At 62.6% G+C, this 18,263-nt stretch carries 15 protein-coding genes; 3 read left to right on the top strand and 12 right to left on the bottom strand.

The window, feature by feature from the left end:
• Positions 1-10: 10 nt before the first annotated feature.
• Positions 11-700: a two-component system response regulator RppA gene (gene rppA / locus NW844_RS00110; RefSeq protein WP_414332354.1), complete on the bottom strand. Its 690-nt coding sequence runs from the start codon at positions 698-700 to the stop codon at positions 11-13.
• 78 nt (positions 701-778) lie between these two features.
• Between rppA and NW844_RS00105 the strand changes: the two genes are divergently transcribed.
• Positions 779-1,189 (top strand): hypothetical protein, encoded by a 411-nt coding sequence (locus NW844_RS00105; protein ID WP_414332352.1) that lies wholly within the window; start codon positions 779-781, stop codon positions 1,187-1,189.
• A gap of 66 nt (positions 1,190-1,255) precedes the next feature.
• Here NW844_RS00105 and NW844_RS00100 read toward each other — a convergent pair whose 3' ends face one another.
• Genes NW844_RS00100 through NW844_RS00080 form a run of 5 tightly spaced genes read right to left on the bottom strand, consistent with a single transcriptional unit; the run spans position 1,256 to position 7,812 of the window.
• The gene (locus NW844_RS00100; protein WP_414332350.1) at positions 1,256-2,122 is read right to left on the bottom strand and encodes an ABC transporter substrate-binding protein; all 867 of its coding nucleotides are present in this window, start codon (positions 2,120-2,122) and stop codon (positions 1,256-1,258) included.
• A gap of 18 nt (positions 2,123-2,140) precedes the next feature.
• Positions 2,141-3,430: an energy transducer TonB gene (locus NW844_RS00095; RefSeq protein ID WP_414332348.1), complete on the bottom strand. Its 1,290-nt coding sequence runs from the start codon at positions 3,428-3,430 to the stop codon at positions 2,141-2,143.
• Positions 3,431-3,470: 40 nt separating this feature from the next.
• Entirely contained in the window at positions 3,471-5,891 is a 2,421-nt protein-coding gene (locus NW844_RS00090; protein WP_414332346.1) for a TonB-dependent hemoglobin/transferrin/lactoferrin family receptor, read from the bottom strand.
• A 35-nt stretch (positions 5,892-5,926) separates the two neighbouring features.
• Positions 5,927-6,772: an ABC transporter ATP-binding protein gene (locus NW844_RS00085; protein WP_414332344.1), complete on the bottom strand. Its 846-nt coding sequence runs from the start codon at positions 6,770-6,772 to the stop codon at positions 5,927-5,929.
• A complete protein-coding gene (locus NW844_RS00080; protein ID WP_414332342.1) occupies positions 6,769-7,812 on the bottom strand; it encodes a FecCD family ABC transporter permease in 1,044 nt (347 codons plus the stop codon). Before NW844_RS00080 ends, NW844_RS00085 begins: the two co-directional genes overlap by 4 nt.
• A 378-nt stretch (positions 7,813-8,190) precedes the next feature.
• Here NW844_RS00080 and mutS point away from each other — a divergent pair, with 378 nt between their 5' ends.
• Positions 8,191-10,872 (top strand): DNA mismatch repair protein MutS, encoded by a 2,682-nt coding sequence (gene mutS / locus NW844_RS00075; protein WP_414332340.1) that lies wholly within the window; start codon positions 8,191-8,193, stop codon positions 10,870-10,872.
• A gap of 2 nt (positions 10,873-10,874) precedes the next feature.
• Here the strand turns inward: mutS and NW844_RS00070 are convergent, their stop codons facing one another.
• Positions 10,875-11,420, bottom strand: coding sequence for a cofactor assembly of complex C subunit B (locus NW844_RS00070; protein ID WP_414332338.1), 546 nt, complete (start codon positions 11,418-11,420; stop codon positions 10,875-10,877).
• A gap of 567 nt (positions 11,421-11,987) precedes the next feature.
• Between NW844_RS00070 and sigC the strand changes: the two genes are divergently transcribed.
• Complete coding sequence (sigC, locus tag NW844_RS00065; protein ID WP_414332336.1) at positions 11,988-13,082, top strand: RNA polymerase sigma factor SigC; 1,095 nt, start codon at positions 11,988-11,990, stop codon at positions 13,080-13,082.
• A 10-nt stretch (positions 13,083-13,092) separates the two neighbouring features.
• Here the strand turns inward: sigC and murJ are convergent, their stop codons facing one another.
• From murJ to NW844_RS00040, 5 genes are all read right to left on the bottom strand, one after another.
• Positions 13,093-14,727: a murein biosynthesis integral membrane protein MurJ gene (gene murJ, locus NW844_RS00060; RefSeq protein ID WP_414332334.1), complete on the bottom strand. Its 1,635-nt coding sequence runs from the start codon at positions 14,725-14,727 to the stop codon at positions 13,093-13,095.
• A gap of 126 nt (positions 14,728-14,853) precedes the next feature.
• A complete protein-coding gene (locus NW844_RS00055; protein ID WP_414332333.1) occupies positions 14,854-15,252 on the bottom strand; it encodes a DUF4278 domain-containing protein in 399 nt (132 codons plus the stop codon).
• Positions 15,253-15,645: 393 nt separating this feature from the next.
• Positions 15,646-16,473 carry a HEAT repeat domain-containing protein gene (locus tag NW844_RS00050; RefSeq protein WP_414332331.1) on the bottom strand — a complete coding sequence of 276 codons (828 nt, stop codon included), beginning with the start codon at positions 16,471-16,473 and terminating at the stop codon, positions 15,646-15,648.
• 33 nt (positions 16,474-16,506) lie between these two features.
• A complete protein-coding gene (locus NW844_RS00045; protein ID WP_414332329.1) occupies positions 16,507-17,364 on the bottom strand; it encodes a phycobilisome rod-core linker polypeptide in 858 nt (285 codons plus the stop codon).
• 284 nt (positions 17,365-17,648) lie between these two features.
• A complete protein-coding gene (locus NW844_RS00040; protein ID WP_011434281.1) occupies positions 17,649-18,131 on the bottom strand; it encodes a phycocyanin subunit alpha in 483 nt (160 codons plus the stop codon).
• Positions 18,132-18,263: the final 132 nt, after the last annotated feature.

Raw genomic sequence — 18,263 nt, 5'->3', positions numbered from 1 at the left:
GGAACTGCTTCTATGGGTCTGCTGCCGGGGAGGGGATGCGCAGCCGGTACCCCTGGCCATACACCGACTCCAGCCAATCCTGGGCCTCCACCTCCTTTAACCGTAACCGCAACCGCCGCACCAGCGCCGCCACGGCATTGCTTTCCGGCTCACAGCCCCACTCCCACACCGCCTGTTCGATCTGGCCGCGACTGAGCACCTGGTTGGGATGGCGCATCAGGTATTCCATCAACTGAAACTCTTTGCCCGAAAGCTGCACTTGCCGCCCCTGCCGCTCCAGGATGAGGCTGGCCAGATGCAACTGCAAGGATCCGAGGCTGAGGCTGTCGCCTTGCCATTGGGGGGAACGGCGCCCCAACGCCCGCACCCGCGCCAGCAGCTCTAGGAGATCCACCGGCTTGACCAGGTAGTCGTCTGCCCCCGCATCCAACCCCTGCACGATGTCCGATGTGGCATCCTTGGCGGTTAACATCAGCACCGGTGCGCATCCCCCCAAGCGGCGGTACTGTCGACAGAGTTGGATCCCACTGGATCCTGGCAGCATCCAATCCAAGATGAGGAGATCGTAGGCTTTCTCCTCCATCAGCCAAGCGGCCGTCTCCCCTTCGCTGGCGCAGTCCACCACATGGCCGCACTTGGCCAAAGCAGCCTGCAAAGGCTCCAACTGCTCCGGGTCGTCTTCCACCAACAAAATGCGCATGTCCCGCTTGCTACCCACCGATCCCACTCTGCCAGGCTAGGATGGCGGAGAAAAGCTGTTTCCCGGATCCCTCAAGGCATGGCGAACCTCTTCAAGCTTCTTCAGTCGCGTAAGCGGCGCGGAGCGCTCTGGCCCAGCTTGGGGGCCGACTTCTGGCTGGTCTTGCCCCTGGCCGGGATCCTGTTTGGGGTGGGTGGAGAATGGGTGACCGGCCAAGTGCTGAGCCGTCCCCGCCCGCAGGCGCAGCCTTTGGCCATTCGCAGCCAGCAGCAAGCCATCCTAACCCTGGATATTCTCTCCATCCAAGCGGAGATCCGCCGCTCCCGTGGCTACACTAAGGTGGAGGTGACGACCACCAATCCCCATTTGCGCAAGCTGGAATTTGAATTTCCGGAGCTGGATCCGAATCGGGTGGCTGCCCAGATTGCCCAAGAGCTGGGCCTCAGCTCCGATCAGGTGCAGCGCCTCACCCGCTACAGCTTGGACTAGAAAGGTATTTCAACAATAATTTTTTAATTTTTCAAGCAAAAAGGCCATCTCCCGCGTTCCCTTGGGTCAGCCCTCCAAAAAAACGCGGGCCAACTGCTCGCAGGCCGCTCTAATTTTCTCTAGGTTGCCGGGGTTGACCAAGCCGTAGTAGTCAAATCCATAGACCCTCTGGGTTTGAACGGCTTTCAACTGGTTCCAAAAGGGGCGGGCCCGGAAAAACGCCAAGGGATCCGCCGCCTCCGGGTTGACCACCAACAAAACCTCGGGGTTGGCTTCCAGGATGCGCTCTGCCGCAAGGGTGACATAGCCGCGAAATTGCCCTTGGCTTTGCAGGGCAGCCGTTAGGTTGTCGGCGCCAAAGCGCTCCAGCAGATCCCCGGCCCAGCTTTGCCGGTTGGGAGCAAGAATCGGCTGGGTGCCGACCAAAAGCAGGGTTTTGGGGCGAACCGGGGGCAGCTCCTGGGGCAAAAGCGATCCGTACTCCCGCAGCAAGGGATCCGGATCCACTCCCACAGCCGCAGCCAGAGTGGCGATGGTTGCTTCCAGGGCAGCCCAACTGTCCACCTGCGTGAGATAGGTGGGGATCCCCAATGCCTGCAATCGTTCTGCCAGAGCCGTGTGCAAGCCACTGGCCCCCACCACCCAGTCCGGTTGCAGGGCCACGATTGGCTCCAGGTTAGGTTGGTTGCCCAGCCCCAGCCGAGTTATGCCCTGAAAGCGGGGATCCGCCTCCAGCAAACGTCCGGCCGGGATCCCCACCAGTTTGTCCGGGGCCAGGCGATAGAGAATATCGGCGGTCAAGGAGGTGAGGCTGGCCACTCGCCGAACCGGAGCTGGCGGGATCTGGCTTTGGGCCTGGCGACCCATCCCCCAGACCCCCAGGCTGGCCAGGCCAAGGACAAAAAGTTGACGGCGAGAAAGAGAAGACGGCATGGACAATCTCCAAAACAGTCAATTGAGGGTAAATTGAATCGGCACCGTCACCCACGACTCAATCGGGGTGTTGTTTCTCAAGGCGGGGCTAAATTGCCAGCGTTGCACCGCCTCTTGTGCGGCCCTGTCCAGGGCCGGGAAGCCGCTGGAAGAGAGGATCTCCACCTGCTGCACCTGCCCTTGGGCATCCACCCTGGCCCGCAACAGCACTTGGCCTTGCTGGCCGAGGCGGCGGGCTTGGGGAGGGTACTGTGGCGGCGGGTTGCGACCCGGAATGGGGCGGGCCAGGATGTCCGGATTGGCAGCCACTGCTGCAGGCGAGGAGGTAGGAGTGGAAGCCTCCCCAGCCCCTTCTCCTGCTGTCGGCGCAGACCCCTGCGCCTGGGATCCACCGAGGCCAGCAACGACACCCCTCCCAGGAGCGCTGGATTCGGATCCCTTGCTCCCGGCAGTGCCCCCGCCACCCGAACGGATCCCTTGGATGAGGGGGGTGAAGCGGGGAATGGGAGCGCTCGTAGCAGCCCCAGAGGGCGGCCTGTTGGCCACAGGTGCGGCCGTGGGGGTAGCCACCGGAGTTGGAGGGGGCTGCTGCGGTGAGGGGGTGACCGTCGGTGTTGGGGAGGGCGGCGGAGGGGTTGGGGCGGCCATCGGCGTGGGTGTAGGGGTCGGCCCCAGCTTCGCCGTGGGAACAGGCGTGGGGGGCGGCGTTGGCAAAGTTGTCAGTGAAGAAGCTTGAATCTGCTGGGGTGCAGGATCGGGCGGGAGTGGGGCAGCCGCAGGGGGGGATTCCGAGGCCGGCTGGGTCGGCTCCTCCGCTGGGTCAGGCAGAGCTGATTCTGCAGCCGCCTCAAGCTGGGCCGGCGGGGGATCCTCCAGCCACAGCGTGACCGGGATCCGCACTTCGGGTTCTCTCAGAGGTCGGGATCCCCACCCCAGCAGCCCCAACAGATGCAAAAGCAGCGAGAGCAAAGTCTCCCAGCGCAGCGGGCGGAGCTCCCGACTTTGCCCAGGCAATTCAGGGAGATCCTCCAGCGAGGTGCAGGCAACCGAGAGAGCAAGGGAGCAATAGCCCGCCAGCAGGGCCGCCCTGAGCAGCTTCTCGCCCCAGCCAATCCAGCGCAGCCCCTCAGAGCTCTGGCCCCGCGCCACCCCCCACAGGCCCAGCTCCAGCCAGGCCAGACCCACCCCGTAGGCCATGCCTGCCTGCTGCCAATACCCCATCTGCAGGCGCCACAAAAGCCGAGGGTGGGAGCCCCTCTGCAAAGAAGCGGATCCCCGGTCGGTGCGAGTGGGGGGTTTGGCGAGCATGGCTCGGGGCTATCTCGATGGGCACGTCTGGCGGGGAGTCCTAGAAGCGGCTGGAGAAGCTGAGGGCCACATGGCGCCCCGGCTGGGCCCGCCGCTCCACTTCAGGGCCAACAAAGAGGGTGCGGGTTTCGGAGTAGAGAAAATACCGCTCGTCGAAGAGGTTGAACACCCCGAAATTGAGCTGCCAGTTGTCGTCTAGGTTGTAGTAGCCCAGCAGATCCACCACCGTATAGCCGCTGGGCACAAAGGGAATCTGCGGGGGAGCGTTGGGGTTGGGTCGCACCACCTCCCGCTGCGGATCCCGCGGATCCGCCACCAGCGTGGCCACCAACCTCGCCCCCCACACCTGGCTGGGATCGTCGTAGTGCAGCCCCAGCACCGCCGTCAGCGGCTCGATTGAAAGCAGGGGCTTGTTTTCTGTAAGATTGTCCCCCACCGCCCAGGCAAAGCTGCCGTTTAGGCTCCAACCGGTTAGGTCGGGGCTAAAGAAATATTGTCCTGTCGCCTCTACGCCGTAGATACGGGCGCGGCTGATGTTTTGGCTCTGGAACAGGATGACCGGCGGGGGCGGCGGGCTGCCGGGGGGGCCGGGGGGTGAGGGCTCGGATCCCACCTCCCGGAATGCCTCGATAAAGTCGTTGTAGGTGTTGTAGTAGGCCGCCAAGCTGAAGCTGGCCTGCGGGTAGATCCCTCGCAAACCCACTTCAAAGCCCTGGCTGGTTTCCGGGCGCAAGTTGGGGTTGGAGAGGGTGCGATAGCGGAAAACCGGGCTGACCAGGTTGGTAAAGCCGCTGTTGATCTCGTTGTATTGGGGAGCGCGAAAGCCGGTGTTGTACTGGGCCGTAAAGGTGAGGTTGGGGTTAATCCTCCACACTAGGCCCAGCTTGGGGGAGACGGCATCGGCAAAGAGGCTGGCCGCTTCTGACCCGCTTTTCAAGAAAGCTTCATCGGGGCTGGGGGTGAGGTTGTAGGTGTCGTAGCGGATGCCGGGGATCAGAGTCAAGTTGCCGCCGCCAAAGTCGATCTCATCCTGCACATACAGCCCAAAGCGCACGGTGTCCGAGTCGGGAAAATCTTTGGTGGGAAAGGTATCTGGGGGAATGTTTTGGGTTACTGCTCCAGTTTGCAGATTGGTCTGAAAACGGTTGCGAGGTCGCTCGTTGCGGGTGGTGGAGATCTCCATCCCATACACCAGGCGGTGGGAGAGATCCCCGGTTTGGAAGCGGCTTTGGGCCTGCAGGCTGGCTCCCAAAATGTTGCTGACCAGCTCGTTGAAGGTATCCCGCCGCACCGGTACGGGTCGGCCTTGCACCGTGAGGGTGCGCTCCTCTACACTGGGCTCGCGGGTGCGGGCGGGCTGGTAGTAGATCTGGACAGTGGCCAGCTCAAAAGCGGGATTCTCTGGGTTGGCGTAGCGATACTCCAAACTGAGGCGGCTGCGCTCGGTGTCGATGGTTTCCCTAAATAAGCTGACGGCGGGATCCAGGTTGCGCCGCGAGAACGTGGTGGTGGTGCGGCTGTTGAAGTACTCGCCGGTCAAGGTGAGGCTTTCCAAGGGGCTGAAGCGGTAAACCAGCTTGGCCAAAACGTTGTCCCCCTCCACCGTTTGCCGATCTTTGAAACTGGGATCCGCCTTGATATCCGGCTCCCTGGCGTCGCGGCGGGTGTAGATGAGCAGGGCTTCCAGGTTCCCCTGGCGGCCCGCCAAGCTGAGGGTGTTGACAAAGCCTTGGTTTTTGCTGTCGTACTGGCTGGAGAGGCCCACATGGCTGTCCCGTTCCCCCAGCAGATCCACTGGATCTAGAGTAGTGTAGGTTACCACGCCCCCCAGGGCATCGCTGCCGTAGAGGGTGGAAGCAGGGCCGCGGATGATCTCCACCGTCTTCAGGGTCTCCAGCTCAAAGGTGTCCCGCCCGATGTTGAAGGGGCCAAAGGAAAACTGCTCCGGCTGCCGGATCCCGTCCACTTGGATCAGCACCCGGTTGGCGTCAAGGCCGCGGATGTTGAAGTCTTGCAGTCCATAGCGGACATTTCGCCGCACGCTCACCCCCGGCTCGTAGCGCACCAGATCCTGGATGTTCTGGATGAGCTCCCGCCGCAGGCGCTCCCGGTCGATGACGGTGATGCTGGCCGGCGAGTCGGCCAGGGTGCGCTCCGTGCGGGTGCCGGTGACTGTAACCTGCTGCAGGCTGAAGACAGGGGTGCCCTGCTGCAACACCTGCAGATCCGCTTGCAGCCGCTCCACTTCCGCCTGATCCCCCCGCCGACGGGCAGCTTCGATCTGGGCTTCTAGCTCGCGAATCTGCTCTTGGATGGTGGTGGCCCCCCGAGGGGTGGCCTGGGCCAGCAAAGGAGTCTCAGGAATCCGAGCCGCGGGTTGCGCCTGGGCCAGGGATCCCCAACTCAGCCCCAGACACAGCCCCAAACTCACTGCCTTCCAGCCACAGCCGGTTACTCGCATAACTTCTCACTCTCCCAAAAACCACCAGAAACAAGTCAAACCTTCGCCTCAACACCCTTTCCTCCCAGCCAGAGGGGCCTTGCCGGGTCTGCGCTGCGCAAGGGGCAAAGCTGGAGCCCCACCGGCGTTGGGATCCACTCCACCTCTAGGCCAAACACCTGCCGCACCCTCTCAGCAGTCAAGGCCGCCTGCGGGGATCCCAGGGCCTGCAACTGGCCGGATCCCAGCAGAGCCACCCGCCGGCTGTAGCGAATGGCCAGGTTTAGATCGTGCAGCACGCTAACCACCGTCAGCCCCTGCTCCTGCTGCAGCCGTCGCAACAGCTCCAGCAGCTCCAGTTGGTGGCGCAGATCCAAAAACGTGGTGGGCTCGTCCAACAGCAGCACCTGCGGCTCCTGCACCAGGGCTAGCGCCAGAAAGGCCCGTTGCCGCTCGCCGCCGGAGAGCGTTTCCACCCGCCGCAGGGCCAGGGATCCCAGTCCCGTCTGCTCCAGCGCCCATTCCACCCGCTGCCGATCTGCCCGCGGCAACTGCCACGCCCACCAGGGCTGGTGAGGAGAACGCCCCAAGCTCACCAATTGCCGCACCGTCAGCCCTGTCGGGATCCGCGGCTGCTGGGGCAAAAGGGCCAACTGCCGCGCCACCTGTTGCGGGCTGAGCTGGGTGTGCAGATCCCGACCGTCCAAAAGTACGCGCCCCGCCTGCGGAACCAACACTCGGCTGAGTAGCCGCAGCAGGGTCGATTTGCCTGAGCCATTGGGGCCGACAATGCTCAGCCAGTCCCCCGCCTGCAGGCTGAAGCTCACCTGCCGGATCACCTGATGCGAGCCATAGCCCCCGCTCAGCGCCTCGGCCTGCAAAATCGGCCGGCCCGCCCTCATTGCCCCGCCTCCTGCTGCCGCAGCAGCCAGCCGAAAAACGGCGCCCCCATCAACGCCGTGACGATCCCCACCGGCAGCTCTACAGCCCCCAGCCGGGCGAGGAGATCGGCGCCGCTTAACAGAGCCGCCCCCGCCAAGGCAGAAAGGGGCAACAGCCAGCGGTGATCCGATCCCACCCCCTGGCGCACCATGTGGGGCACCACCAACCCCACAAAGCCGATCAACCCCCCCACGCTGACGACTGCCGCCGCCAACAAAGCCGCCACCAAGCCGATGGTCACCCGCGTCCGCACCAACGGGATCCCCAAGCTCACCGCCATCTCTTCTCCTAGGCCCAGCAGGTTCAAAGCCCGCGCCTGCGCCCAGCCCAGCCCCAGCCCGACCAGGATATACACCCCGGCCACCCGCACCTCCGGCCAACCCCGCCCGCTCAGGCTGCCGATCAACCACGTCAGGGCCACCTGGACCCGCTCATCGGCCAGGAGCAACAAAGCAGAGCTGATCGCCCCAAAGAGGGCGCTGACAGCCACTCCCGCCAGGATCAGCCGTTCCACCGCCAGCCCGGAGCGGGTGCGCGCCAGCCCATACACCAACACCGTGGTCAGCACGCCGCCCACCCAAGCTGCCAAGGGCACCCAAGCCGTCCACTCCCCCCAGGTGAGCAGCGCTACGGCCGCCAGGCCCGCCCCCGCCGAGATGCCCAGCAGGTAGGGATCCGCCAGCCCATTGCCCAACATCCCCTGCAACAGGGCCCCCGCCATCCCCAAGGCTGCCCCTAGCAACTGGGCCAAAAGCGCCCGCGGCAGCCGCAACTGCCAGACAATGGTCTGCCGGATCGGATCCCCTTGCCCCCACAGGGCCTGCCACAGCTCCGAAAAAGTTATGGGAACGGATCCCAAGGCAATTGAGATCCAAAGCAGCAAGAGGATGACACCCAGTAGCAAAACCATCAAGCCGACCGGCGAGCGGATCCGCCTGGCCTGCCCCCAGCGGGTCTCCGGGTCAACTCCTGATGACAGACGCTCTTGCTTGGCCAACATCGCAAACCTCTGGACCTTTAAGAGGGGGAGATCCCCAAGACAAGACAGCCCCAGCCGGCTCGCCAGCGCACCCAGACCCACCCCGGCGCAGCCCTAACCTGCCGAGCTTCTTAGCTTGTTGAGACTTAGATTCAATAAAAACGTAGCTGTCAGAATAACAGGCTTTCTTGGCTATTGCAAGTTAGTTTTAATAAGTCTTCGACCCCCTTTGAGCCAAGGGGAGATGGATCGGCACTCCCAGCCGCCTAGGCCGGCTTGTTCCCCGAAACCAAAGTCTGCCTTCACTGAGCTGCCCAAGGAGAGGGGGGAAGATCCCCAATAAAATGGCCGAAGCCGGCTAGCTTGGGTTGGACAGAGCCGTCTTGAAGTATTGGCGCTATGACTTCTTCCGCTGCCCCTGAGCCCACCTGGGATGCCCTGCAGGTGGATCCCGCCCTGCTCACCCCCATGATGCAGCACTACGTAGAGCTGAAGCGGCAATACCCGCACGCCATCCTGCTCTACCGCCTGGGGGATTTCTACGAGATGTTTTTCCAGGACGCGCAACTGGTGTCGCGGGAGCTGGAGCTGGTGCTCACCGGGCGAGAGGCGGGGGCCATCGGGCGGGTGCCCATGTGCGGGATCCCTTACCACGCCTTTGACCGCTATGCCGCCCAGTTGGTGGCCAAAGGGTATGCCCTGGCCGTCTGCGACCAGATGGAGCCGGCGGATCAAGCCAAAGGCTTGGTGCGGCGGGAAGTGACGCGGGTGATCACCCCCGGCACGGTCATCGAGGAGGAGCTGCTGCAGGCGCGGCAAAACAACTACCTGGCGGCCATTGTCCGCCTGCGAGGCTCCAAGCAAACCGCCTGGGGCCTGGCCTATGCCGACATTTCCACCGGCGAGTTCTGGGTCTGCCAGAGTGAGGGGCAAGAGCAGCTAGAACAGGAGCTGGCCCGGCTGCAGCCGGCGGAGATCCTGCTGCCCACCGAAGAGGGGCTGGGCCTGGGCCTGATGCGGCCTGGGGATCCCCAAGCCCCCCTGGGCCTACCCGGCCAGTACGCCTATACCCTGCGCCCGGCGGAGCCCTTTGAGCTAGCGGTGGCGCGGGACAACCTACTGCAGACCTATGGCCTGCGCTCCCTGGAGGGCTTGGGCTGCGAGGGGCTGCCGCTGGCCATTCGGGCGGCAGGGGGATTGCTCCACTATCTGGAAGAGACGCAAAAGAATCTGGTGCAGCCCTCTCCCCAAGGGGGCCATCCGCTTCTGCGCCCGCCCCGCACCTACCAGCTCACCGACTACCTAATATTGGACGCCCAAACCCGCCGCAACCTGGAGCTGACCCAGACCATCCGCGAGGGGGCCTTTGTCGGATCCCTGCTCTGGGTCTTGGATCACAGCCGCACCGCCATGGGCGGGCGCACCCTGCGCCGCTGGCTGCTGCAGCCTTTGCGGGATCGAGAGCAAATCCGCCTTCGCCAGGACACCATCCAGGAGCTCTTGGAAAACCCCTCCCTGCGCACCCGCCTGGGATCCCTGCTGGACTCTCTCTACGACCTGGAGCGGCTGGCCAACCGCGTCGCCTCCGGCACTGCCAACCCGCGCGAGCTGGTGGCCCTGGGATCCTCCCTGGGCAAACTGCCCCAACTGGCCGAGCTGGTGGCCGAAGCCCAAACTCCCCTCCTGCAGAGCCTGCAGCAGGTGGATCCCGCTCTGGTTGACCTGGGCCGGCGCATCGAGCACACCCTCTTGCCCTCGCCCCCGCCCATTCTCACCGAAGGGGGGCTGATCCGGCCTGGGGTGGATGCTGAGCTGGACAGGCTGCGGCAGCAGGTGGAGCAAGACCGCCAATGGATTGCCCAGTTGGAGAAAACCGAGCGCGAGCGCACCGGCATCCCCACCCTCAAAGTGGGCTTCAACAAGGCCTTTGGCTACTACCTCAGCATCAGCCGCGCCAAGGCGCAGCAGGTGCCCAAGGAGTACATCCGCAAGCAGACGCTAACCAACGAAGAGCGCTTCATCACCCCCGAGCTCAAAGAAAAAGAAGCCCGCATCCTCACCGCCCAAACCGACATCAACCAGCGGGAGTACGAGCTGTTTGTGCAGTTGCGCCAAGAGGCGGGATCCCAAGCTGCCGCCATCCGCCAGGTGGCCCAGACCCTGGCCGCCGTCGATGCTCTGTTTGGCCTAGCCGAGGTGGCCGTGCAGCAGGGCTACACCCGCCCGGTGATCACTGCAGATCGCCGTTTAATCATCGAAGAGGGTCGCCACCCGGTGGTGGAGAAATCTTTGCCCCAGGGCCTGTTTGTCCCCAACTCGGTGCGCCTGGGATCCCCCCACGGCCCGGATCTCATCGTCCTCACCGGCCCCAACATGTCCGGCAAGTCCACCTACTTGCGCCAGATTGGGCTGATCCAGATCCTGGCCCAGATGGGCAGCTTTGTCCCGGCGCGGCGGGCGGAGCTGGGCCTGTGCGACCGCGTGTTTACCCGCATCGGCGCCGTGGATGACCTGGCCACGGGACAGTCCACCTTCATGGTGGAGATGAACGAGACGGCCAACATCCTCAACCACGCCGGCGAGCGCTCCCTGGTGCTCTTGGACGAGATTGGCCGCGGCACCGCCACCTTTGACGGCCTCTCTATTGCCTGGGCGGTAGCGGAGTACCTGGCCACCCAGGTGCGCGCCCGCACGATCTTTGCCACCCACTACCACGAGCTCAACCAACTGGAGACGCTGCTGCCCAACGTGGCCAACTTCCAGGTGGTGGTCAAAGAGCTCCGGGATCGCATCATCTTTTTGCACCAGGTGCAGCCGGGGGGAGCCGACCGCTCCTACGGCATCGAGGTGGGGCGCATGGCCGGCCTGCCCCAGCCGGTGATCGAGCGGGCCCAACAGGTGCTGGCCCTGGTGGAACAACACAGCCGCATCGGCCTGGGCCTGCGCAACCAAGGGAAAAGCCGCCTCTCCGCCAAGAAAAAACAGGCTGAACAAGACTCTGAGACCGATGGGATCGTCGCTCCCGCCCAAGGGGATCAACTGTCCTTGCTCCCGGCTCCCCCCTTTCCCAAGGAGCTCTAGGTCTATCCCCGCTCCAGATCCCGTTCTTGCAGCCCCAAGGTAATGGCCAGCACCTCCAGCTCATCCCGGTGCCCCTCCACCCACAGCAGGGATCCGGGGGGCGAGTCCGCCGCTTGCAACCTCAGGCGGATCTGCTCCGGGCGGTGGCTGCGCCGCCAGTAGTACCAGCCCGCCCAAGGAGAGACCAACAGCAGTGTCCAGGGCCAGGCTCCCCAGTCCGGCTCCAGCACCTGCAGCACCAAAGCCAGACAGGCCAGCCCCGCCCCCGCCAGCCCCGTCAAAAAAACGGCCAACCCGGTGCTGGCCCGCGCCTGCCCCGCAAAGGTGGCGATCCCCTCCGCATCGGCAGACTGCAAGCAATAGGCCCGCTCTTCCAGGTGCTTTCGGAGAAGGGATCCCATTTCCTCCAGGCTGCGACTGCTAAAATAGAGACGAGCTTCGACGCGGTCTTTGCCAGAGGCTCGCAGAAAAAAGAATAAGCCGATGGCCAGCAGCACCGTCAGCGCCAAGATTGAAACTCTTTCCCCGGTCAGCGTGGCGTCTGGCATCGCAAAGGCGATCCCAAGCATCTGAGCAGCGCCCATCCTGCCAGGAGTCAGTAGGTTCGGTAAATCTAACTTTTCGGGGAGCTTCTCCGCCAGCAAGCCGAATAGAATATGTGAACGGGAACGGCTCATCCGATCACTTAACAGATGACTTAAAACATTGCTTCTCAAGTTTAGACCCTCTAGACCTTGAGGATGGATGGGTTGCCGGCTTCGCCGGCAGAGACTGTCCCGAGGGCAGTGCGCTTTTCGGCAGTAGCGGTGGCAATTGAGCTGGGGGAGCTCTACGCTGGATCTCATGCGTTTAAGCCGAGAAATGCAACTATAATTAAGTTATGATAAGGGGCTCACGCTCCGCCCATTGGGTGACCCCTCCACCACTTCAGCTTTTCTCTGTGAAGTATGGGCATGAAGTCGGGCTGAGGGCAGTGTTTCATCCGTTTGGATGATGATAGCGCGAAGCCCTCGGTACTGGGGAATACTTAAGCCCAACCGGCTCTACAGCCATCACCACTGCTTGCTCAGCCCACTTGACGGCCTGCCTCTATCGCTGTTTCAGCAACACCCTACATGTCTAACTACGAACCTGAACTCAACGATGTTTTGTTGGATGGCGATCTCCTCGATCCTCCGGAGGAGGTAGAGGTCGATCTGGCCGAAAGCGAGTTTTTGGAAGAGGAGCCGACTCGTCGCTCCACCGACTTGGTACGCCTCTATCTGCAGGAGATCGGGCGTGTTCCCCTCTTGGGGCGCGATGAAGAGGTGGCCCTGGCCCAAAAAGTCCAAGACTACATGAAGCTCTTGGACATACGCCTGCGCCTGCAGAAGGAGCTGGGACGGGATCCCACTCCCGCCGAATGGGTGGCCAAAGCCAACCAATACCCCGAGTGGGCCAACCTCACCCCCGAAAAGCTGCAGCAGATCCAGCGGACTGGCAATCGTGCCAAAGAGCACATGATCAAGGCCAACCTGCGCCTGGTGGTGTCGGTGGCCAAGAAGTACCAAAATCGAGGCCTGGAACTGCTGGACTTGATCCAAGAGGGCACGCTGGGCCTGGAGCGGGCGGTGGAGAAGTTCGACCCCAAGAAGGGTTATCGCTTCAGCACCTACGCCTACTGGTGGATCCGGCAGGGCATCACCCGCGCCATCGCCACCCAGAGCCGCACCATCCGCCTGCCCGTCCACATCACCGAGAAACTGAACAAGATCAAGAAGGCGCAGCGCAAGCTCTCCCAAGAAAAAGGTCGCACTCCCACCATTGAAGATATCGCCTCCGAATTGGAGATGACCCCGCCTCAAGTACGAGAGCTGTTGGTACGGGTGCCGCGCTCGGTCTCTCTGGAAACTAAGGTGGGCAAAGACAAAGACACCGAACTGGGGGATCTGCTGGAAACCGACGACATCTCCCCCGAAGAGACGATGATGCGGGAGGCCCTGCATCGCGATCTGCAGCAGTTGCTGGCGGATCTCACCAGCCGCGAGCGGGATGTGATCCGCATGCGCTTTGGCTTGGGAGATGGGCGCACCTACTCGCTGGCGGAAATTGGTCGCGCCTTGGATCTGTCGCGGGAGCGGGTACGGCAAATCGAGGCCAAAGCCCTGCAAAAACTGCGGCAGCCGAAGCGGCGCAACCGGGTGCGAGACTACCTCGAAGCCATCAGCTAGTCGGGCCTGCCTAGGGTCTGGATGGAGATCGCCGGCTGGCAATCTTGCTCAAGCGCGTCTGGATCCGGGCTGCCAGCCAGTTCACTTCCGGGATCCGCAAATACAGGGCCCCCGCCGCAAACAAGCTGAGACCGATGCCGGCGGCCAGACCGGCCCAGAGGGCGGCGGTGATCAAAGGGGATCCCAGGATCTGCTGGGAGCGCAGTTGCGTCCACAGCCAATGGCTGAGGGCCCCGGCCAAGGTGGTGATCCCCAGCAAGGGCAGCAGGGCCTGCCCCATCTCCCGCCAAGGGATCCCCGGCAGACGCCGGTGGAGGCGGATCCCCAGGCCAATCAGAGCCATCAGGTTAACGCCTGCCGTAGCCAGGGCAATGCCCGGTGCTCCAAAGGTTGGCAAAAACAGGAAGTCCAGCAGGGCATTCAGGCCGATGGCCAGGCCGCTGATGTGCAGAGGTGTAGCCCCGTCCTCCAGGGCGTAGAAGATGCGCACCAACACATCCCGCAGCAGGTAACAGGTCATCCCCAGCCCATAAGCCATCAGCAGGGCCGCCACCTCCTGCGTCACCTCCGGCGCAAAGCGACCGCGCTGGTAGGCCACTTGAACGATAGGTTCGGCCAGGGCCACCAACACCATCGCAAGGGGCAGGGTGAGGATGGCCGTAACCATCAGCCCTTGGCGGATGCGCTGGCGCAGCTCCGGCCAACGGGATCCATCCCCCGCCAACTGGGCGTAGAGGGGCATCAGGGGCACCAGCACCATGTTGGAGAGAATCCCCAGGGGGGTTTGCACCAAAAGCTGGGCATAGCCCAAGTTGCCGATGGTGCGATCCCCGGGCACGAAAGAAGCAAAAAAGAGATCCACGTAGACATTGATGTGGATCATGCCGGAGGAGATCACCGCCGGCAGCATCAGCAGGCCCACCGCCCGCACCTGCGGGGATCCCCACTCAAAGCACAGCCGCAGCCGCCCCAGCCCCAGCCGCATCTGCAGAGGCACCTGCGCCAGCCACTGGGCAATGGCGCCGATGAGCACACCCCAGGCTAGCAACGTCGGGATCCCTGTCCACCCCAACGTGACCAGGATCCCGATCACCGCCAAGCTGGAGATCAGGGGGCTGAGGGCGGGCAAGAGGTAGTGCTCGGCCGCATTCAGCGCCCCAAAGCCGATCCCAATCCAGCCCGAGAGCAAGGCCAGGGGGGCCATGATCCGCAGTTGCGCAGCGGCCAAAGCGTGGACTTCGGGGCTGGCCCCTGGCGCATTCAGGCGCACCACCCAGTCGGCTCCCCACCAGAGGCCCAAGGTCACCGCCAAGAGCAAACAGCCCACTAGGGTGGAAATCGCTTCCAGCCAGACGGTCGGATCCTCTCTGCCAGGATCCCGCTGTTTTTTGAGAATGCTGACGATGGCGCTGTGGAAAGGGCCGTTGATCCCACCCAGCAAGATCAACAAAAAGCCGGGCAGGACGTAGGCTATGCTAAAGGCGCTGTACTCCGGCCCTGACCCGTAGACTGCCGCGATCAGAGCCTGCCGGACAAACCCCATGCCCTTGCTGAGCAGCGTGGCCCCTGCCACCAGCCCTGCCACCGAGAGCAAAGAACGGGACGGCAGGGCGGAAGACTCCTGCGTGGCGGACTCCTCTATCACGCTGCCCTAACCCCTGCCTCAACAACCAACGGCTGCCGGGATCCCTCACCACATCCCTGGGAACCGTCCCCCATTATGCGGCATTTGCAGGTTCCGTCAGGCTCCTTTTATAAGAGAGGGCAGCCCTCAAGCCAACAGTTGCCGTTCCTGCTCCAGTTGCTGCAACAAATGCTCATCCCCACGGGTTTGGGCAGAACGGATGCGCTCCTGCAGCCGGTGCAGCAGGTTCCGCCGATGGGTTTCCTCAACCAAGCTCATAAAGTGTTTCCGAGAAGAGGCTTGAGGGGAGACAACTGCTGCCGGGATCCCTTTCACCTCAGGGCTCGCCGCCGTCACCCTTGTTTCAGACTGGAGGGCCACACCTCGATACATGAAGGCAAAAGACTGAGGCAGCGCCACGGCTACGGATTGAGCTGGCCAGCTCCACTCCAAACCTCGATGCCGAGCCGGCACGCCCTGCCGATTCTGAATCGCCGCAGAGGGTGAAACAAACTCATGGGCAATACCCCGATAGGTCAGTTGCATAGGAAAACTCCCTTGGTTCAGTTGATCGATCTTTACTTTCTCTAGAGAGCTTAAAAAAGCCGCCACCTCAAGGCTGCCCAAAGGGGATCTCTCCTTCACGCAACCCAAGCGACCGAAAAGACAAAAACAAGCTGAAAGGGTAAGCCTTAACTTTATTCTGTATTCACTTTGACAAAATCATCCCTTTGGTGTCAACTTGCGGTTACTGAGCACATGGACTACCCCACCGCATGGGCGGGTGGGGTTTCCTGACCTACCGGCAGGTCTGCGAAGAATAGGCAGGCGGCACCAGCAGCAACCGAACGTCTGCTCTAGTTGCTTTGTGAGCACTCGCCATAGCAGCGAGGAGCGCTTGGGGAACACCTCTACAGAAAGCCTGCAAGAGCCTGCAGCTCAAAGCAGCTCGTCGATCAGCCGCAGCACCTGCTGCAGCTTGGCGCTGGGGGATTCTTGGTGTTTTAGGTTCATCTCCACCAACTGCTTGAGGGCGAGCAGCTTGATGTTGGACTCCACCGCCGCCGCTGCAATGGCCTGTGCCGCCGGCAAATAGCCGCTGGCCCCCAAATCCAGGAGAGCAGCCCGCCGCAGGTGGATGTTGGTGTGCTCCAATACCGAGAGCAGACGCTGGGCAAAAGCCGGATCCCCAGTCAGACGATAGCAGGCCCGCGCTGCCGCGCATTGCAAACGAATGGACGTGTGCTCTAGGTAAAGGCGGATTGGCTCCAGGGCAGCGGCCACTTGCAGGTGACCAAGAGCCTCGATAATCGCCTCTAGGGCGGCTTGCGCTTCCGTCTCCAGCCCTTGCTCCACAAAGCGCAGCCCTTCCAGCAAAGCGGATCCCAGCTTTTCCACTTCCTCAGGATCCCCATCGAGGTTGTTGGCCAGAGCGATCTCCACCAGCGCTTGGGCGGCGGCTGCCACCACTTGGCCATCGGAGCAAAACAAAGCCCCTTTTAGTGCTGGGATCCCGGCAAGGGATCCCAGTTTGCCCAGGGCGCGAGCAGCATTGCGCCGCAGCGGATATCCCCCTTGAGCTGTGCGATCCGTTTCATCCGCCAGAGCTTCGATCAGGGCCGGGATCCCTTCGGGGATGCGCATGCGCCCCAGCCACCAAGCAGCATAGTAGCGTTCCCCCGGATCCCCGTGGCGCAGCTTGGCGACCTGACCAGCCGGCGTGAGATCCACCGACGGATTGGGATCCGAAGGAACAGCAGTGGTCATGAAGTCAACAACGAAGAAAACACGCAGAAGGGATCAAGCGCTGCGGACGCTGACGATCTTGGCGCCCGATTTGAGCAGCCGCTGCATCGTCGCCGACAGTTGATCGGCGGAGACGAAGATCTGCTGGTTGGATTTGCGCACCCGGCTGGAGGTGGCCAGAGCTGAAGGCGGATTCAACAGTCGGGTCACTTCCACACAGAACATGCGATCCGACTGGCCCGTTGGCGGCCCCAGGTGCTTGGAAATGGGGCTGGGCGGCAGCAGGCCCCGCACCCCGATGCGGCGAATGGCCGGGGTAAAGCCGGTGGCCAGAGGCATCATCAAGCGGGGTCTGGGCCCCTGGGAGCGGTCGTTGTTGGCGTAGCCTCCGTAGAGGGCAAAAAGGTTGGTGAAGTCGCGGGTGGTATGGGCCTTGCGGTATTCAAACCCGCGCGGATAGGGGACGATGTTGTCGCCAAAAGCTTCCAGGTATTCCGGGCTGTCGATGTAGGAGTCGATCTCGGCGCTGTGGCCGCCCGATTGGTAGATGTCCAGGTGGCGGGCGATATCTTTAGGACTGGTGGGAGCGCGACCCAGCAGATGCTTGAAATTCAGTTCGATGGCACGGGTTTGCGAGTTGGGGTAGAAAAACCGCTTCTTATAGGCTTCGGACTTGGCGATCAGTCGCACAAACTCGCGCACCGTCAGGCTGCCCTGGCGCAGCAAGGATTCCGCACTGGCCAGCTCCTTCCTGTCCGCCCCAAACAAATGATCGTTGCCCAGCACCTGACGATAGATGGCGCGCAGCACCGCATTGAGCTGCTCCTGGCTGGCATTGGGACGCAACTCCAATGGGGTGGTCTCCGTAATACCCCGGATGCCCATCTGGCTTGCCGCTGTGATTGCACTCATGCTAGTTCCCCCGATTGAGCTGGATGAATACAGATTGCAAATTGACTTGACAAAAAGCTTGTGTTTGGAGATCAACAAAAGCCAAAGCCCTAAGCTGAATGAGAGCAACAGCGGTGCCCTCTCGTTCGCTGGAGAGACTGCCCCTTAAACCCACCCGGTTAAAAGGAACTCTCCACTCCGTAACAGGCTGACCACCGTTGCCCTCAACAACCTCGTCCCCCGGCGCCTGCACGACCGGCCAGCTATCTTCTGGCCAGCGTCAAGGGGGATCCCAAGCCAAGGGCCTAGCTGAGCGCGTTGATGGCGTAGTCGATGTAGGTGTTGGCTTCGGTGGCCGCTTGCCCGGTCAGGCCGTGGTTGGCTTTGATGTAGCGCAGGGCTTCGATAAACCAACTGGGGGAGAGTTCAAAAGCGGCGTTGATCTCGCGGATCCCGGCCAACTGATACTCGTCCAGAGGGCCGGTGCCACCGGCTACCAAGCAGTAGGTGATGTAGCGCAGGTAGTGGCGCACATCGCGGGCGCACTTGTCTTTGCCGGCCTGGGTGTGGCACTGCCCGCCCGGCTGGGTGGTGTAGGGGAACTTAGCGTAAACCGCTTCGGTGGCACCGCGCACCAGCTCGTCGGCACGGCTGCTCAGGACGCGGGCGGCTTCCATGCTGGCGGCAGCTCGCTGAAAACGGCCATTGATGGCTTGCAATTCGCTGTTGCTCAGGTAGCGCCCTTGGCTATCGGCAGTAGCAATGGCGTCAACAATTGGGGTTTGCATGATTCAAAACGCTCCTTTACTTAAGCTCAATGCAAAAACAAAGCAAAAGATTCAAAGTCGCAACTGCAAAAAAGCTGCTTTTCCAGGGATCCCCTGTCAACCTAAGCTGCTTTGGATTCCAGAGTGGTCTTC

The organism is Synechococcus sp. H55.2 (genome assembly GCF_047462495.1).
GTDB lineage: Bacteria > Cyanobacteriota > Cyanobacteriia > Thermostichales > Thermostichaceae > Thermostichus.
The sequence above is the reverse complement of the archived record's forward strand: the minus strand, read 5'-3'. Positions and strand labels throughout refer to the sequence as shown.

Coding starts and splice junctions, on each gene's coding strand:
- NW844_RS00090 (WP_414332346.1), bottom strand. CDS start 5,891: ATGCGAGTAACCGGCTGTGGCTGGAAGGCAGTGAGTTTGGGGCTGTGT.
- NW844_RS00040 (WP_011434281.1), bottom strand. CDS start 18,131: ATGCAAACCCCAATTGTTGACGCCATTGCTACTGCCGATAGCCAAGGG.
- sigC (WP_414332336.1), top strand. CDS start 11,988: ATGTCTAACTACGAACCTGAACTCAACGATGTTTTGTTGGATGGCGAT.
- NW844_RS00105 (WP_414332352.1), top strand. CDS start 779: ATGGCGAACCTCTTCAAGCTTCTTCAGTCGCGTAAGCGGCGCGGAGCG.
- NW844_RS00095 (WP_414332348.1), bottom strand. CDS start 3,430: ATGCTCGCCAAACCCCCCACTCGCACCGACCGGGGATCCGCTTCTTTG.
- NW844_RS00045 (WP_414332329.1), bottom strand. CDS start 17,364: ATGAGTGCAATCACAGCGGCAAGCCAGATGGGCATCCGGGGTATTACG.
- NW844_RS00100 (WP_414332350.1), bottom strand. CDS start 2,122: ATGCCGTCTTCTCTTTCTCGCCGTCAACTTTTTGTCCTTGGCCTGGCC.
- NW844_RS00080 (WP_414332342.1), bottom strand. CDS start 7,812: ATGTTGGCCAAGCAAGAGCGTCTGTCATCAGGAGTTGACCCGGAGACC.
- NW844_RS00070 (WP_414332338.1), bottom strand. CDS start 11,420: ATGCCAGACGCCACGCTGACCGGGGAAAGAGTTTCAATCTTGGCGCTG.
- NW844_RS00050 (WP_414332331.1), bottom strand. CDS start 16,473: ATGACCACTGCTGTTCCTTCGGATCCCAATCCGTCGGTGGATCTCACG.
- mutS (WP_414332340.1), top strand. CDS start 8,191: ATGACTTCTTCCGCTGCCCCTGAGCCCACCTGGGATGCCCTGCAGGTG.
- NW844_RS00085 (WP_414332344.1), bottom strand. CDS start 6,772: ATGAGGGCGGGCCGGCCGATTTTGCAGGCCGAGGCGCTGAGCGGGGGC.
- rppA (WP_414332354.1), bottom strand. CDS start 700: ATGCGCATTTTGTTGGTGGAAGACGACCCGGAGCAGTTGGAGCCTTTG.
- NW844_RS00055 (WP_414332333.1), bottom strand. CDS start 15,252: ATGCAACTGACCTATCGGGGTATTGCCCATGAGTTTGTTTCACCCTCT.